Origin of the sequence: Prevotella falsenii DSM 22864 = JCM 15124 (genome assembly GCF_000613945.1) — a bacterium.
Taxonomy (GTDB): Bacteria; Bacteroidota; Bacteroidia; order Bacteroidales; family Bacteroidaceae; genus Prevotella; species Prevotella falsenii.
This window is the reverse complement of the sequence record NZ_BAJY01000008.1, coordinates 33,455-47,439: the sequence shown is the minus strand read 5'-3', so window position 1 is coordinate 47,439 and position 13,985 is coordinate 33,455. Positions and strand designations below refer to the sequence as shown.

15 protein-coding genes are annotated in these 13,985 nt (G+C 41.7%); 10 read left to right on the top strand and 5 right to left on the bottom strand.

Going from position 1 to position 13,985, the window contains the following annotated elements; genetic code table 11:
- From JCM15124_RS04660 to JCM15124_RS04645, 4 genes are all read left to right on the top strand, one after another.
- Positions 1-1,935, top strand: coding sequence for an Omp28-related outer membrane protein (locus JCM15124_RS04660; RefSeq protein ID WP_024998497.1), 1,935 nt, complete (start codon positions 1-3; stop codon positions 1,933-1,935).
- A 13-nt stretch (positions 1,936-1,948) separates the two neighbouring features.
- A complete protein-coding gene (locus tag JCM15124_RS04655; RefSeq protein WP_024998496.1) occupies positions 1,949-3,733 on the top strand; it encodes an Omp28-related outer membrane protein in 1,785 nt (594 codons plus the stop codon).
- A gap of 518 nt (positions 3,734-4,251) precedes the next feature.
- Positions 4,252-5,031, top strand: coding sequence for a restriction endonuclease (locus JCM15124_RS04650; protein WP_024998495.1), 780 nt, complete (start codon positions 4,252-4,254; stop codon positions 5,029-5,031).
- Positions 5,031-6,086 (top strand): site-specific DNA-methyltransferase, encoded by a 1,056-nt coding sequence (locus JCM15124_RS04645; protein WP_232220084.1) that lies wholly within the window; start codon positions 5,031-5,033, stop codon positions 6,084-6,086. The genes JCM15124_RS04650 and JCM15124_RS04645 overlap by 1 nt, the downstream gene beginning before the upstream one ends.
- On the opposite strand, the gene JCM15124_RS04640 is transcribed toward JCM15124_RS04645, so the two are convergent.
- On the bottom strand, positions 6,067-6,570 hold the full coding sequence (locus JCM15124_RS04640) for a methylated-DNA--[protein]-cysteine S-methyltransferase (RefSeq protein ID WP_024998493.1): 504 nt from the start codon (positions 6,568-6,570) through the stop codon (positions 6,067-6,069). The two genes, JCM15124_RS04645 and JCM15124_RS04640, sit on opposite strands and share 20 nt — an antisense overlap.
- 109 nt (positions 6,571-6,679) lie before the next feature.
- Between JCM15124_RS04640 and JCM15124_RS04635 the strand changes: the two genes are divergently transcribed.
- Together JCM15124_RS04635 and JCM15124_RS04630 are read left to right on the top strand one after the other, a co-directional pair.
- Complete coding sequence (locus JCM15124_RS04635) at positions 6,680-6,871, top strand: hypothetical protein (protein WP_024998492.1); 192 nt, start codon at positions 6,680-6,682, stop codon at positions 6,869-6,871.
- A gap of 2 nt (positions 6,872-6,873) precedes the next feature.
- Positions 6,874-7,566: a DUF5715 family protein gene (locus JCM15124_RS04630; protein WP_024998491.1), complete on the top strand. Its 693-nt coding sequence runs from the start codon at positions 6,874-6,876 to the stop codon at positions 7,564-7,566.
- A gap of 18 nt (positions 7,567-7,584) precedes the next feature.
- Here JCM15124_RS04630 and JCM15124_RS16470 read toward each other — a convergent pair whose 3' ends face one another.
- The 3 genes from JCM15124_RS16470 to JCM15124_RS16465 are packed head-to-tail and all read right to left on the bottom strand — an operon-like array spanning position 7,585 to position 8,206.
- Positions 7,585-7,731: a hypothetical protein gene (locus tag JCM15124_RS16470; protein ID WP_232220083.1), complete on the bottom strand. Its 147-nt coding sequence runs from the start codon at positions 7,729-7,731 to the stop codon at positions 7,585-7,587.
- Positions 7,732-7,772: 41 nt separating this feature from the next.
- On the bottom strand, positions 7,773-7,895 hold the full coding sequence (locus JCM15124_RS16925; RefSeq protein WP_262499265.1) for a hypothetical protein: 123 nt from the start codon (positions 7,893-7,895) through the stop codon (positions 7,773-7,775).
- 20 nt (positions 7,896-7,915) lie between these two features.
- Entirely contained in the window at positions 7,916-8,206 is a 291-nt protein-coding gene (locus JCM15124_RS16465; RefSeq protein WP_232220082.1) for a DUF2284 domain-containing protein, read from the bottom strand.
- Between the two features lie 545 nt (positions 8,207-8,751).
- Between JCM15124_RS16465 and JCM15124_RS04615 the strand changes: the two genes are divergently transcribed.
- The 3 genes from JCM15124_RS04615 to JCM15124_RS04605 all read left to right on the top strand — a co-directional run bounded on the left by JCM15124_RS04615 (position 8,752) and on the right by JCM15124_RS04605 (position 11,127).
- Complete coding sequence (locus JCM15124_RS04615; RefSeq protein ID WP_024998490.1) at positions 8,752-9,744, top strand: malate dehydrogenase; 993 nt, start codon at positions 8,752-8,754, stop codon at positions 9,742-9,744.
- Positions 9,745-10,006: 262 nt separating this feature from the next.
- Positions 10,007-10,474 (top strand): zinc-ribbon domain-containing protein, encoded by a 468-nt coding sequence (locus JCM15124_RS04610; RefSeq protein WP_024998489.1) that lies wholly within the window; start codon positions 10,007-10,009, stop codon positions 10,472-10,474.
- Between the two features lie 47 nt (positions 10,475-10,521).
- A complete protein-coding gene (locus tag JCM15124_RS04605; protein WP_024998488.1) occupies positions 10,522-11,127 on the top strand; it encodes a YiiX/YebB-like N1pC/P60 family cysteine hydrolase in 606 nt (201 codons plus the stop codon).
- Between the two features lie 38 nt (positions 11,128-11,165).
- Here JCM15124_RS04605 and JCM15124_RS04600 read toward each other — a convergent pair whose 3' ends face one another.
- Positions 11,166-12,128, bottom strand: a complete 963-nt coding sequence (locus JCM15124_RS04600) for a hypothetical protein (RefSeq protein ID WP_024998487.1) — start codon at positions 12,126-12,128, stop codon at positions 11,166-11,168.
- A 268-nt stretch (positions 12,129-12,396) separates the two neighbouring features.
- On the opposite strand from JCM15124_RS04600, the gene JCM15124_RS04590 reads away from it, so the two are divergent.
- Positions 12,397-13,926: a membrane protein gene (locus JCM15124_RS04590; RefSeq protein WP_024998486.1), complete on the top strand. Its 1,530-nt coding sequence runs from the start codon at positions 12,397-12,399 to the stop codon at positions 13,924-13,926.
- Positions 13,927-13,985 lie beyond the last annotated feature (59 nt).

Genomic DNA, 13,985 nt, shown 5'->3' with positions numbered 1-13,985 from the left:
ATGAACTCTATCAGAAAATCTATATTTCTGTTATCGCTTGCAAGTCTCCCCTTCACGGGGGGAGGCTTGTTTGCTCAAACAGCAAACGAAAATCCGTTTAAATTAGGACAACTTCTCTCTTCAAACCAAAGTCTTACCGCACCAACTTCGGGCGAGGGCATGCACATCGGCTACTGCACCACAGAGGTTAGCCGAGGACTTATTGCGCAAATAACAGGTTCACATACCTACCATGCGGCTGCGCATTACCCTCCGGAACTGCTGAACAAGTATGTTGGCGACAAGATTGATGCAATTGAATTTGCCATTAAACCAAAACGTGGACAAAGAGTTGAATACTTTATATGCACAGATTTGGACTACATGAAGGAAACCACACTGGCAAAAGGTTCCTCTAAAACCTACACAGAGGGGTGGAACAAGATGAAATTCAGCAATCCTGTAACCATCAAGAAAGATATGGATCTCTATATCGGCTACATGCTTTACCTGAACGACGGAGAAGCATACGACTGCATTTTGTTCGACGAAAGTCCTTACTCCGTAGTGGGAAAGAACTGGTATGGCTATGACGGCAACTGGTACAACAATACAACCGGTATCGACAAGAACCTTTGTATCCGTGTGGCTGTATCGGGCGACAATATTCCCAACAATGATATATCTTTGATGAAACTTACAACTGAAGATGGTAGTGAATTTGTCGAACAGAACATGCCTAAGTCTTACATGGCTTATATTCAGAACAATGGCATAACACCTATAAATTCTCTCACGGTCACCGTTTCAGCAAAAGGTGTACAGAGCAAAGAAATAACACTAAATGGCTTCAATGTTCCAAACAATATTCCTCAACAGATAATACTTGATAATATCCCTATTCCCGCAGAAGGAAACTACACAGCCACCTTTACTGTAACAAAAGTAAACGGTACAACCGACCCTGATATGAGCGATAATTCAAAAGAGACCAAAGGTTTCGCTATCAAGGAAGGTACAAAACCGGTTGAACGTACAGTCCTCTTTGAGGAATTTAGCTCTGAAGGCTACGACGAATGCGCTACGGCAGACGAACTTTACAGCAATGTTCTGAACCCACGCAAAGACGTTATCCGCGTGAAACACCACTTGGACTACAAGGAACATAAGGACCAGTTCCGTATTCCTCAAGACACAGAATACGAACAACTATACGGAAAATCAAAGACTTTCGTTCCTGCAATTGCCGCTGACCGCATTATTGTAACAGGTCTTGAAGACCCGGGACCGGCCTACTTCATTGCAAACGAGGAGGAAGTAGCTAAGTTCCTTGACTTAGCCAAATCCCAATACTCTTTCGTTACATTGAAAGCAGAGCCACAAACCGATGCCAACGGCAACAAACTGAATGTAAAAATCAGCGGCCATGCCGGAACAAACGAGATGCCATTGCAGACCGATTTACGCCTAACGACTTGGCTTGTAGAAGACAGCATAAAGAGTACACAGCAGCAAGGAAAGGACGTTTTTGTGCAAAATGGTGTAATACGTGCCGTGCTCAGCGGTAACGCATGGGGCGATGCCTTGGATATTTCAGGCTACGACTTCGAGAAGACCTACTCTGTAAACATAAAGCCGGAATGGAATGTAAACAATATGCGCGTTGTTTCTTTCGTCAGCAACTACAACGCAGACGTGGCTAAGCGCACCGTTTACAATACCACACAGGCTTTTTGCTCTTCCGTATCAGGCATTACATCACACACTTACAGCCCCAACAACGCCTTCCGTGTAGTGAATGGCAGCCTGATTATGTCGCAAGGCTATCAGCTTGTAGGCATTTACGATATTGCAGGCAGAAAGGTTAGCACCGGCCAATTAGGCAATGGACTCTATGTTGTAAAGGCTACGAACGGCGCAAAAGTTATTACGAAGAAAATACATATAAACCGTTAAACACAAATATCTTATGAAAAAAATCATCTCTATTTTCCTGTTATTGTTCAGCTTCATCGCTATTGAGACCGGAGCAACGCCCACCTATTGTTTCTGGGGATACAGCAATGGTAAAGTTACAGGCGAGTTTGGCTCTAAAATAAAAGCCAAAGGAGCCATTTACATTCCGGCTGAGGTTGCTCAACTGTACAAAGGAAAAACCATTTCTACCATCAAAATAGGCTTGGCAGCCATGTCCGACAACGTTAATGTCTTTATTACAAAGAATCTTGATGGCGACCTTATCGAATCAAAGAAAGCCGGAAAGCTCTACAATGGCTGGAACGATGTGAAGCTAAGTTCGGCTTACACCATCGACGGAGAGGCATTCTACATTGGCTACAGCTACGATGGAACCAAGAAATCGTTGGGTCATTCGGCTACTTATTCAGAGAACGGGTGCTGGGCTAACTTGGGCGGAGGCTGGAAAAACTATGCTACCGACAAGAATTACAATGCACTCGCACTCGCCATACAGGCAAAGATTGAAGGCGAAGATATGCCCAAAGACTTGTGGCTCTATGCCAACCGCAACGTTATCGTGAAGAAAGATGCACCTTGCAAGCTCAGCTTTGGCATTATGAACTTGAGTTCAAGCATTGCCAGAACCTTGAAAGTGGGCTATACAATAGGCGATGCGGAAGAGAAAGTAGAAGAATTCACAACTACAATGGGCACCAATGTCGAAAAAGAATTTACCATCAACTATGCCGGTTTCAAGGAGTATGGCACCCAAACCGTTAAGTTCCGCCTCATCAGTGTTGATGGCGAAGCTGACGCCTATGCAGGCAACAATATCGACTACACCAACGTAAAGGTAAAGGACGCAGTGCCTCAACAGCGCGTTGTCGTAGAAGAGGGAACAGGTTTATGGTGTGGCTACTGCCCAACAGGTATCGTTGGCTTCGAATATATGTCCAAAACGTATCCTGAAACCTTTATCGGTATTGCCGTTCATAAACAAGACGCATTGGAAACCGGCTCTTACAAGGAACTAACCTTCTCAGGTTTTCCCAAGTGCTATGTCAATCGCGACAAGAAAAATGCTACATCTCCGGACGCCAAAACACTGGAAGTGATGCACAACAAGATTGTTGAGAATGCACCGAATGTAGGCGTAGAGGTGAAGGCAGACTTCTCTGACGACACCAAGAAACGTATCAATGCAAAGGCTTTCGCCACATTCTTCGCCGAAGAACAAGGCGTAAACTACAAGGTTTCTTTCGTTCTGATAGAGAATGGCGTCAAGGGTTACAAACAAAACAACTATTATGCCGGAGGAAGTAAAGGCAAAATGGGAGGTTGGGAAGACTATCCAAGCCCGGTTTCTATCGATATGAACCATGTGGCACGTATGAACTACAACTACAGTGGAGCAACCGGCAGCATTCCTGCCAGTGTAGAAGCAGACCAGACCGTAGAGTATGCAGTTCAGCTTGACGTACCTCAGAATGTTCAAAACCCTGACAATCTCTACCTCGTTGCCCTGCTCATCAATGCCAAAGGACAAATAGAGAATGCCGCTGAAACAAAGGTTACTCCGGACCCGGCTATGTCTATCATGGACAACCGTACACTTCTTGTACCCGAATTTACTTTCGCCAACGGCACACTGAATGTCAATGGTTTCGCCGGAAAGGTATTCATCTACAACGTCTATGGTGTCGAGGTGCCTAACCGGTCTATTCCAAGTGGCATCTACGTTATCAAGTGCGTAGATGGCAACAAGTCTTTTGTAAAGAAGATGATATTGAAATAAAACGAGAAACTTCTTCAGAAGTTTGCTCTTAAAAGCATTATACTTTAAGCGGGTGTGCCGAATTGAATTTCCGGCACGCCCGCTTTTCGTTTTCAACATACCACAATATACCTACCTTTCACGCCCCCAAGCCTCACCCGCATATAGGTTTCGGAGTGCTTTCTATCCCATTTCCCTGCTCCTTCCTATACCTTGCATTCGTTTTAAAAGCAAGTCTACCAAATTATTTACGTGTAAATAAATATTTCTCTACACGTAAATAATAATTTACTTACACGTAAATAAATATTTCTTTACGTGTAAGTAAATCGGCAAACAAATTATATAATTAATCATCAATACCTTTTAACGATAACAAAAAAGCAGATGTGGTGTATATTTTACTATTCATCTTATGTAGAATATACTAACTATAATAAAACATTTTAAGTTACTAAATTTGAAATATCCAAATAAATTAGCTACTTTTGCATTCGAGCTAAATATAGCATAACGTTATAATAAAACATAATATTCCTATGAATTGGTTTATGGAACAGAGCATTGAATATGCTCAACAAAAATCCTATTTGGACGATTTATTTAAAGTATATCCAACAATTCCAAATGGTATAAGAGAGATAGATAAAACGGTTTGGGGAAAAATTGAGAGCTCGTATAATACTCGAAACTATGAAGAACTCATCAGAAACCTTCTTAAACTGAAATTGTTCCCAATAAAAGATAGTTATGTGGCATATTTAAAAAGAGATAAAAATGCTATAACTCGCAACCCTAAGACCATTCAGAGATTAGCTTCTGAAATTCTTGAAATGGACTTACAACAACTGTACGATAAATGCAGTCAGCCCAAAGAAACAAATCGACAGATAGGACCAATGTTTAAAAATTGGATAAGAAATACCGATTTTGGTATATCTCTGATGAACTTAGACGAGTTTTCCAAAACAAGCGATGATGGAATTTTAGATGGTTCAGATAAAGAAATGCAGAGCTTTGCAAAAGAAAGGTTATCCTATACACATGAAAAAGGGTTAGACTTTATAGCTCGAATGAATGGTAAATACATTATTGGAGAAGCCAAATTCCTTTCAGATTTCGGTGGACATCAAAATGCACAGTTCAACGATGCAATAGCTGTCATTGAAAGTAATGCAAAAGCTGAAAAGATTGCCATATTAGATGGAGTTCTCTACATTAAAGGTAAGAATAAGATGTATAAAAATATCACAGGGAAATATAAAGACTTAAATATTATGAGTGCTTTACTTTTAAAGAATTTTTTATATTCTATATAATGAATATTCTATTAAAAACAGATAACTTAGTAGGTTTAGAATTTCTTATCAAGCAAAAGGGGTTGGCAGGTAAAATTGATTTAATATATACCGACCCTCCTTTTGCTACCAATGGAAATTTTACGATTACCAATGGACGAGCAACTACAATAAGCAATTCACAGCGTGGAGAAATAGCTTATTCGGATAAACTTACAGGCAAAGAATTTGTAGAATATATTAAAAAAAGAGTAATTCTTATGCACGAATTACTTTCTGATAAAGGTTCATTCTATATTCATACTGACTATAAAATAGGACATTATGTAAAAGTAATGTTAGATGAAGTGTTTGGCATAGAAAACTTTAGAAACGACATAACACGAATAAAATGCAACCCCAAAAATTTCAATAAGATAGGATATGGAAATATAAAAGATATGATTTTGTTCTATTCAAAAGGGCAAAATCCTATTTGGAACGAACCAAGAACAACCTATACCGATGAAGATATAAACAGACTTTTTAAGAAAAATAAAAATGGGCGACCTTATACAACAGTTCCAATACATGCACCGGGCGAAACTTTAAACCCGCAAAAATTTAAAGGTATGCTACCACCTGTGGGAAGACATTGGCGCACAGATGTTGAAACTTTAAATCAATGGGACAAAGAAGGCTTAATAGAATGGTCGGCAAATGGCGTGCCACGCAAAATAGTTTATGCTGACGAACAAAAAGGAAAACGAGTCCAAGATATATGGGAATACAAAGACCCGCAATACCCTGTTTATCCAACAGAAAAGAACATTGACTTTATTAAGATGATAATTGAAACTTCGTCTAATAAAGACAGTATTGTACTTGACCCGTTTTGCGGTTCCGGTACTACTCTTCAAGCTGCAACAAGTTTATCACGTAAATGGATAGGAATAGACCAATCGGATTTAGCTATAAAAACAACAAAAGACCGAATGGGAATAGATGAAGTTTCATTATTTGAAAACAATGCCGAATTTATAGATTTAACAAAATGCAAAAAAGACTTTGTACAATTTAGCCAAAACAATTTTTAGCTTCTAAGTTCAGCAGATATTCCTTTCGCCAAATGCCGCCTGCATAGCCCGTCAGTGCACCGTCGGCACCAATAACGCGGTGGCACGGCACGATGATTGAAATAGGATTGTGCCCCACTGCCCCACCAATGGCTTGTGCCAACATTCTGTTTTTGCCCAAACGGTGCGCCGTTTGCTTAGCCAACGTGCCGTAAGTGGTGGTTTCGCCATAAGGAACGAGCAGCAAGTCATTCCATACTTGTTGGCGAAAATCTGTACCTACAAAGCGCAACGGCGGTGTAAAGTTCGGATTTCGCCCATCGAAATAGATGTCAAACCAACGCCTTGTTTCATCAAACACAGGCAAATTGCACGTTTCGTATGGCGATTGCAGGAACTGTTCTAAAGGTTCTTGCCTCTCGTACCACACGCCCAACAGGGCTACTCCATCGCTCACGAAAGTCAATTCGCCCAAAGGCGACTCGTATGTTTGTATATGTTGCATTATGTGAAAATAATTTATTTATAGCGCAAAGATACTAAATAAAGTATTGCTGAAAGAAAAAAATACTATCTTTGCAACAGATTTTATCCGTTATTCAACCTTTTAAAATATGGAAATACAAGAATATAGACAACTCATTCTGGACGAACTTTTGGCACGAAAAGATGCCAAAGGAAAGCCTATTATCGACGAGAAGACTGCAAAAGACTTGTTGAAGGAACTTACCGATGAGGAATTGGAAGAGGGAATGCTTTTCAACGAGCCGAAAGATGTAGCAGATATAATTATTCAATCAAAATAACTATGCAAACAAGAAAGAAGTACAACACAAAGAAGAACTGGCGAAACGTACTTTCAGGAGGCGTATTTGCGTCAGTAGTGGTGTTTGCTGCATCATGTGCAAGCAGCAAAACCGGCAGCGAAGGAGAGACCTTTAGAGACGACAATGTTACGATGCAGAGTGCCTATCATTTCAAAGACCTACATGGCGAACAGCTATATGCCGCACAGAAATATGGAGTTACGCCCATTGATACAAGGGAGAAACTGGCAGAAAATCATAGAAGACTGAAGAAAATAACGTCGAACGAGTATTATTTGATAGACCCTTTGACCCACTCTGCGCCTTATCTTACAAATGGTGCCAAGAGTATTTTGAAGGAGATTGCTCAAAGGTTTCAAGAGGAATTGGAAGTTGCAGGCTATCGTCAGCATCGCATCATCGTAACCTCGATGTTCCGAACCCGTGAAGATGTGAAGGCACTTCGAGAAACAAACAGCACCGCAAGCGCAAACTCCGCACACATGTACGGCACTACCTTCGATATAAGTTTTACCCGCTTCAACCGCACAAGTATGGACGGAAAAGCCGTAAGCAACGAGGTTATGTGCAACATCTTAGGCAAAATAGTTTACGACTTGCGCCAAAAGGGCGAATGTTGGGCTATCTTTGAGCGCGACCAACATTGCATTCACGTTACAGCAAGAAAGATTTAAAGCAGGATTTTAAACCACTCATTCCAACCGCAACGTGGCATCGTTGGTAAACAATGCCGTAACAAGCGTGATATATTGGGGCAGGCGACCATGCTTGCCCCATTTCAGTTCGATGCCCAAAAGGTCTTGCGTAGTTTTGCCAAGGTCGAATCCAACCGCTTCCAACGATACACGAACATCGTTGGGGTGGCGGCAAGGTTCGCCACTCAGACGTGCACAGGCTTAACGCCGCAAAGCAAACACTGCGAACCAAGAAAGCAAATGCTACCGGGCGACTTGCGTTCATAGCGGCGCAGGTATGCCGAAGCCTTCGTCAGTCCGTAGCGCATCGCCTCCTTGCACACCCTGTCTACGCTTCGGGAGTGGTTGTTTCGGCAAGCGTAGCCTCATCGAAAGTCATCTTTGAACCAAGAATATGGGCATATTTAAATTTATCTACAAACGCTTTGACATCAAATTCGCAAGGCGGACAAGTCCACGATTTGCCAAACTTAGGGCATTGTTGGCACAATCCGAGAAACTTTTCTACATTGCGATAGCCTGCCGCATAGTCGCCGACAGGTATCATTGTCGTAACATGTGCGAATTCAAAACCTTTTCCTTCGGCACTTCCCACACTTGTTAAAGGTCGTATTTCCATTGCGTTTCTGTAATGATAATTATCTTCGCAATGCGTTCTGCACCATTTTCGGCGATGCACACATTGCCGTTAATCTTGTTCGTAGTTGCTTGCAAAAATACAATTCTTTGCTGTAAACAGAGAAAAAACATTACGTTTTTTGCATCGTTCCAACTAAATAAACGTGAGTTCGGTATAAGATTTACAACGCTAAACTGAAAACGTTCACTATTGCATCAAGGGATTTACTTAAACACATCTGCGAGATTGCTTGTTTAACCTTGCTTTTCTTATGCCGAACTCACGTTAAACAATATCGTAATACACGCAATGTCGTGCTGCAATAACAAGAAAACGAAACCACGATACAGCCGCAATAGCTGTTGCCAACAACCGTTATCCGCTCGCTTTTGCTACTCAAACATTGAATTTTATTCGTTTTTACATTAAATAACAAATATCCTTTCATAAAGTTGCTGCTATGTATTTCTTTTTCTGTAAATTTGCCGTACAAATTCGATAAGGATAATTCAAAGTTTCATTTCATTAAATACAAACAAAATATTATGTCATTTTTAACAAACGAGAAACTCGTTATCGTCGGTGCCGGCGGTATGATTGGTTCAAACATGGCGCAGAGTGTTCTGACGCTGGGTCTTACTCCTAACGTATGTCTTTACGACATTTTTGAACCGGGTCTGCATGGTGTAGCAGACGAAATAGCTCATTGCGGATTCCCCGGCGCAAATGTTACTTGGACCACTGACCCTAAAGAAGCTTTCACAGGTGCTAAGTACATCATCTCTTCCGGTGGTGCACCTCGTAAAGAAGGTATGACACGTGAAGACTTGCTGAAAGGTAATTGCAAGATAGCTGCTGAGTTTGGCGACTACATAAAGCAATACTGCCCGGACGTTAAGCACGTTGTAGTTATCTTTAACCCTGCCGACGTTACTGCGCTTACGGCACTTATCCACTCCGGTTTAAAACCAAACCAACTCACTTCGTTGGCTGCTCTCGACTCAACTCGCTTACAACAGGCTTTGGCTTTAGAGTTTGGTGTACAGCAAGACAAGGTTACCGGTGCGCACACTTATGGCGGACACGGCGAACAGATGGCAGTATTCGCTTCTAAAGTGAAGATTGACGGCAAGCCATTGGCAGAGATGAACCTCAGCGACGAGCGTTGGGAGGCAATCAAACACGACACCATTCAAGGTGGCTCACGCATCATCAAGCTCCGTGGTCGCAGCTCTTTCCAAAGCCCGGCACACAACGCTGTTAAGATGATTGAAGCAGCAATGGGTGGCGAAAAGTTCACACTTCCTGCCGGTTGCTATGTAAACGACGACCGTCTTGGCTTCAAGAACGTAATGATGGCTATGCCAACAACTATCGATGCTACCGGTGTTCACTACGAATTGCCAACCGGTACCGACGAAGAAATGGCTGCATTGAAGGCTTCATACGAGCATCTCTGCAAGATGCGCGACGAGATTGTAAGCCTCGGCATCATTCCTGCAGTGGCAGAATGGAAGAACGACAATCCAAATCTTTAATTAAAAGATAGCTGCCGCTAAGTGGTGGCAAACATAAAAAAACGGTGGGTGTACCAAAGTAAGTTCCTAATATGTGGTTCAGACTTTGATATACCCATCTTATTTTTCAGTAATTAACCAACAAAAAATTAGATGCCTTAATATATTATTTATTTTTTTATTACCTTTGTATTCAAAAAGTAACACTGATAGTGAACTATTCTTTAGGCAACTATCTTAATACCTATTGAATTAAATAATAACTTAAAATAATAATAAGATTATGGCATACTGTCCTAACTGCGGCTCTCCGCTCAATGAAAATTCAGAAATCTGTCCTCAATGCGGTGGTTCAAACGAACAACCGGTTCAACAAAACGATACCGAAGAACCTCAGGAAGGTGGCATGTTCAATACTTCTAAGAAGATATGGCGCATTATTATCCCAGCGGCAATACTTCTTGTGTTAGCCTTTACATGCCCTAATAAGGAGAAACATGTCGAAGCAATCCACACAGAACTGATAGATTATGTTGAAGAAAAGAGTGGAAGCGGAGAAGCAAAGTTAGCTTCTTGGGGTGCAGATATTATTGATAAGGTGATCGTTTCAAAATTAGACGTAAGCAATTACCTGCTTTTTAGCACAGGTTCTCTTAAAGAAGGAGGCAAAAGAAAGATGGTCTCGTTGGGCATTTTGGGTAATGTTTTCATATTTGGACTCGAAAAAGATACTCTTAAAAAAATGTATTAAGAAAGATAAGATACCTGCTCTTTAGGAACTAACATTACTAAATTAGAATGAAATATAAGCTGTTTGCAGTATTAGCTGCCACAGTTTTCCTATTTACTTCCTGTTATAGGCAGCATGAAAAGAAACTTCTTGCTGCCTATATTGATACGATGTCGTTACGCAATGGCGACCTTATCTTTCGGGAAGGACGCAGTGTCGAAAGTACGTTTATTACAACGTTAGACAGCAGCAACTACTCCCATGTGGGTTTGCTCTGTAAGCATGATGGTGCGTGGAAGGTTGTTCATGCTGTCCCCGGAGAGTCTGATAATAATGTAGACACGGTAAAAATCGAGCCCATCAATGCGTATCTTCACCCTGATAGGTGTGCGAAAGCAAAGGTTTTTCGTGTATCTTGTGAGCCCTATGTTGCACAAAAGGCAGTTCAATATGCCTTAAAGAAGGTGGGGGTTCCATTCGATGATGATTTCAATACAGCAGATACAACTAAGTTTTACTGCACTGAACTTGTGTGGAAAGCCTATTTTCATGCTGGAATTGACATATCTGAAGGCAGAAAACACAACATTAATGTGTTCAGTTTTCATAAACCTTGCCTCTTACCTTCAGATATTATGATGGGAAATACAATAATAAACACCAAACCAGAATAGATTGATGTTATTTTTTTCTTATATTTCTTACGGCATTTTTAAACCTTCCTTGATCCTTTTTTTATCTCTATCAGCTTCACTTCTGTTCCGCCGGTGTATGCCGAATTTGGTTCGCTTATATCTTTGCTGCCGAGCGAAACAACAAGTTTCAGATAGGTTACGATGCCTTCCTTACTATACTTATAGTCTTCTATCTGCGTGGCAGTGATTCCTAAGTCGAAGCCTTCGTCGCCTTCTTCATCATCAGTGGCAGCACCGCTATCTTCGAGAAACTCCTCCCCGGGGTTGATTTCTTCCACTTCTTCGCTACCGTGCATAAGGTCGGTATTGGTTTTCAGCCACGTGGTCCCATCTCCCATACGTGCCACAACATACTTTGTTGTAACCGAATCTACCGTTTCCGACTTACCTTCCATCAAAGGCTGACCGTAGTATTTGAACAGTGCGGGAACTTCTTCGAATATATCCATAATGTCTATTTCATCCTTTAGGGATTCCTTTACCTCCTGTATTTCCTTGGCAGTAGGTCTGTGTTTCTTGCCTTTCATCGCAATGTCAAGAATTGCCGGCAGTATTCTTTGAAAGTAAAGCTCTGTCAGTTCATCTTTATTATCGATGCCCTGAAGTCGCCCTGCTCTGTCGAGCGTCAGCCGAAGCGGGTTCTTCAGCATGTCTTCTTTGAAGAATTTCTCCACCTCTCCTATAAGCGGCATCTCCTTTAGCAGTTCTGTTTTCTCTACTGTCTTCACTTCTTTCATCAGGTAATCTACCTTTAAGTTCCCATCATTGTCGGTTCCTTTCACAACTAAATAGAACTTTCGGTTACTCGGATTAACGGCACTTGGGAGTATTTCCTTAAAGCTTTCGTTGTTCACACTCGAAGCTTCGTAGACGAGCGTATCGCCTATTTGAAACTTAGGAAGGACGGTAAAGGTGGACTGTCCCCATGTTGATACAACTGCTACAAAGAGCAGTAACAATGGCAAAGTTGTCTTCTTCATCTTGACTACAATTATTTATTTATTCAATTACATTGTTTAATTATGGGTTCAAAGTTAGTATTTTAAAGCTACTTCAGCAAGCCAAACAAGATATTTTTTGCATGAAAAGACCAAAAGAACGTATGGAATAAACCGTATAAGTTTTTGTTCCAATCGTCATATAACTACACATTTGAAGAAAAAACGTGCAAATAAATTTGGTAGAAAAGAACAATCTATATAACTTTGCAGCCAATTTTGCAGATATTTATATAACAACAGTTAAAGAATGAAACAAAAGTTATTACCCCTTATGGTTGCTTTGCTTGCCTTTTCGTCAAGCATTAAAGCAGGCGGATTACTTACAAATACAAATCAAAGCATTGCATTTTTGCGTAGTATTGCACGTGATGGTGCCATCGGTATCGACGGTGTCTATTCCAATCCGGCAGGTGTGGCATTCTTGCCAAACGGTCTTCATATTTCGTTCAACGTGCAAAACGTTTATCAAACCCGTATCATCAACTCGGGATTAACCATTCCTGCACTGAAAGGCACACCTTACTATCAGCCTTTCAAACTGAACGGAGGCAATAAAGACGGTATCAAGGAATTTAAAGGAGAGGCTTCTGTACCTATTCTTCCATCGTTCCAGATTGCCAAGAACTACGACAAGTGGGGCTTCCAGATGGGTTTCGGTATCGTAGGCGGTGGCGGTAAGGCTACTTTCAACAGCGGTTTACCATCATTCGAACGCCAAATTGCAATGCTTCCCGCTATGCTTGCAAGTCAGGGCTTTACCACAACAGAACCGGGTTACAGTGTAAACAGCTATATGCACGGACAGCAATACGACTTCGGTTTGCAGTTGGGTGCAACCTACAAGATAAACGAAAAGCTTGCTGTTTACGGTGGTGCACGCTTCAACTATATATACAATAAGTACGAAGGTAACATTGTGAACATCTCTGCCAACATAAATGGCAATATGGTAAACCTGTACGACTTCTTCGGTACAAGGGCTAATGCGATGACACAGCTTGCCAATCAGAACAAGCAGATGGCAGAACAGGCTACCGACCCTGCAACAAAAGCAAAGTACGAAGCTGCTGCAAAGCAATACCAAGCAGGTGCAGAGAGTTTGAATACAGCCAAGGAGAAGGTTGCCGACAAGTACTTAGACTGCACGCAACGTGGCTGGGGTATCACTCCAATCATCGGTATCGACTATAAGACAGGGCGTTGGAACTTTGCCGCACACTACGAATTTACCACCAAGTTCAACATTGAGAACAACACAAAGCGCGACGACACCGGACAGTTTAAAGACGGCGTGAACACTCCCAACGACCTTCCGGGTCTGTTGTCGATAGGTGCACAGTACGAAGTATTAGACAATCTTCGCCTCTTGGCAGGCTATCATTACTACTTCGACAAGGACGCACGCATGGCAAACAACAAGCAACGCCTGCTCTCGAGCAACACACGTGAATATCTTGCAGGTGTGGAATGGGACATTAAACCGGGCATTACGGTAAGTATGGGCGGACAACGTACACAGTACGGACTTGGCGACGGCAGCTATCTGTCTGACCTTAGCTTCGTAACAAGCAGCTACAGCTTTGGTGTCGGTGCTAAAATCAAGGTGGCAAAGAATGCTCATCTGAATATCGCATACTTCTTTACGGACTACGAAAAGTTCAACAAGACGTATGAAACAAGCACCAAATCCGGCGAAAAAGACATTAAAATGCAAAATACCGACGAATTTACACGCACCAACAAAGTGTTCGGTGTAGGGCTTGATATAACGCTTTAATCAATCAGACTTCTACCACTGATAATACAGACGGGGTTGTAGGACTTTTCCTACAACCC

What these genes read in the sequence shown, in the direction of transcription:
- JCM15124_RS04660 (WP_024998497.1), top strand. Translation starts at nt 1, where the DNA reads ATGAACTCTATCAGAAAATCTATATTTCTGTTATCGCTTGCAAGTCTC.
- JCM15124_RS04655 (WP_024998496.1), top strand. Translation starts at nt 1,949, where the DNA reads ATGAAAAAAATCATCTCTATTTTCCTGTTATTGTTCAGCTTCATCGCT.
- JCM15124_RS04650 (WP_024998495.1), top strand. Translation starts at nt 4,252, where the DNA reads ATGAATTGGTTTATGGAACAGAGCATTGAATATGCTCAACAAAAATCC.
- JCM15124_RS04645 (WP_232220084.1), top strand. Translation starts at nt 5,031, where the DNA reads ATGAATATTCTATTAAAAACAGATAACTTAGTAGGTTTAGAATTTCTT.
- JCM15124_RS04640 (WP_024998493.1), bottom strand. Translation starts at nt 6,570, where the DNA reads ATGCAACATATACAAACATACGAGTCGCCTTTGGGCGAATTGACTTTC.
- JCM15124_RS04635 (WP_024998492.1), top strand. Translation starts at nt 6,680, where the DNA reads ATGGAAATACAAGAATATAGACAACTCATTCTGGACGAACTTTTGGCA.
- JCM15124_RS04630 (WP_024998491.1), top strand. Translation starts at nt 6,874, where the DNA reads ATGCAAACAAGAAAGAAGTACAACACAAAGAAGAACTGGCGAAACGTA.
- JCM15124_RS16925 (WP_262499265.1), bottom strand. Translation starts at nt 7,895, where the DNA reads ATGCGCTACGGACTGACGAAGGCTTCGGCATACCTGCGCCGCTATGAA.
- JCM15124_RS16465 (WP_232220082.1), bottom strand. Translation starts at nt 8,206, where the DNA reads ATGGAAATACGACCTTTAACAAGTGTGGGAAGTGCCGAAGGAAAAGGT.
- JCM15124_RS04615 (WP_024998490.1), top strand. Translation starts at nt 8,752, where the DNA reads ATGTCATTTTTAACAAACGAGAAACTCGTTATCGTCGGTGCCGGCGGT.
- JCM15124_RS04610 (WP_024998489.1), top strand. Translation starts at nt 10,007, where the DNA reads ATGGCATACTGTCCTAACTGCGGCTCTCCGCTCAATGAAAATTCAGAA.
- JCM15124_RS04605 (WP_024998488.1), top strand. Translation starts at nt 10,522, where the DNA reads ATGAAATATAAGCTGTTTGCAGTATTAGCTGCCACAGTTTTCCTATTT.
- JCM15124_RS04600 (WP_024998487.1), bottom strand. Translation starts at nt 12,128, where the DNA reads ATGAAGAAGACAACTTTGCCATTGTTACTGCTCTTTGTAGCAGTTGTA.
- JCM15124_RS04590 (WP_024998486.1), top strand. Translation starts at nt 12,397, where the DNA reads ATGAAACAAAAGTTATTACCCCTTATGGTTGCTTTGCTTGCCTTTTCG.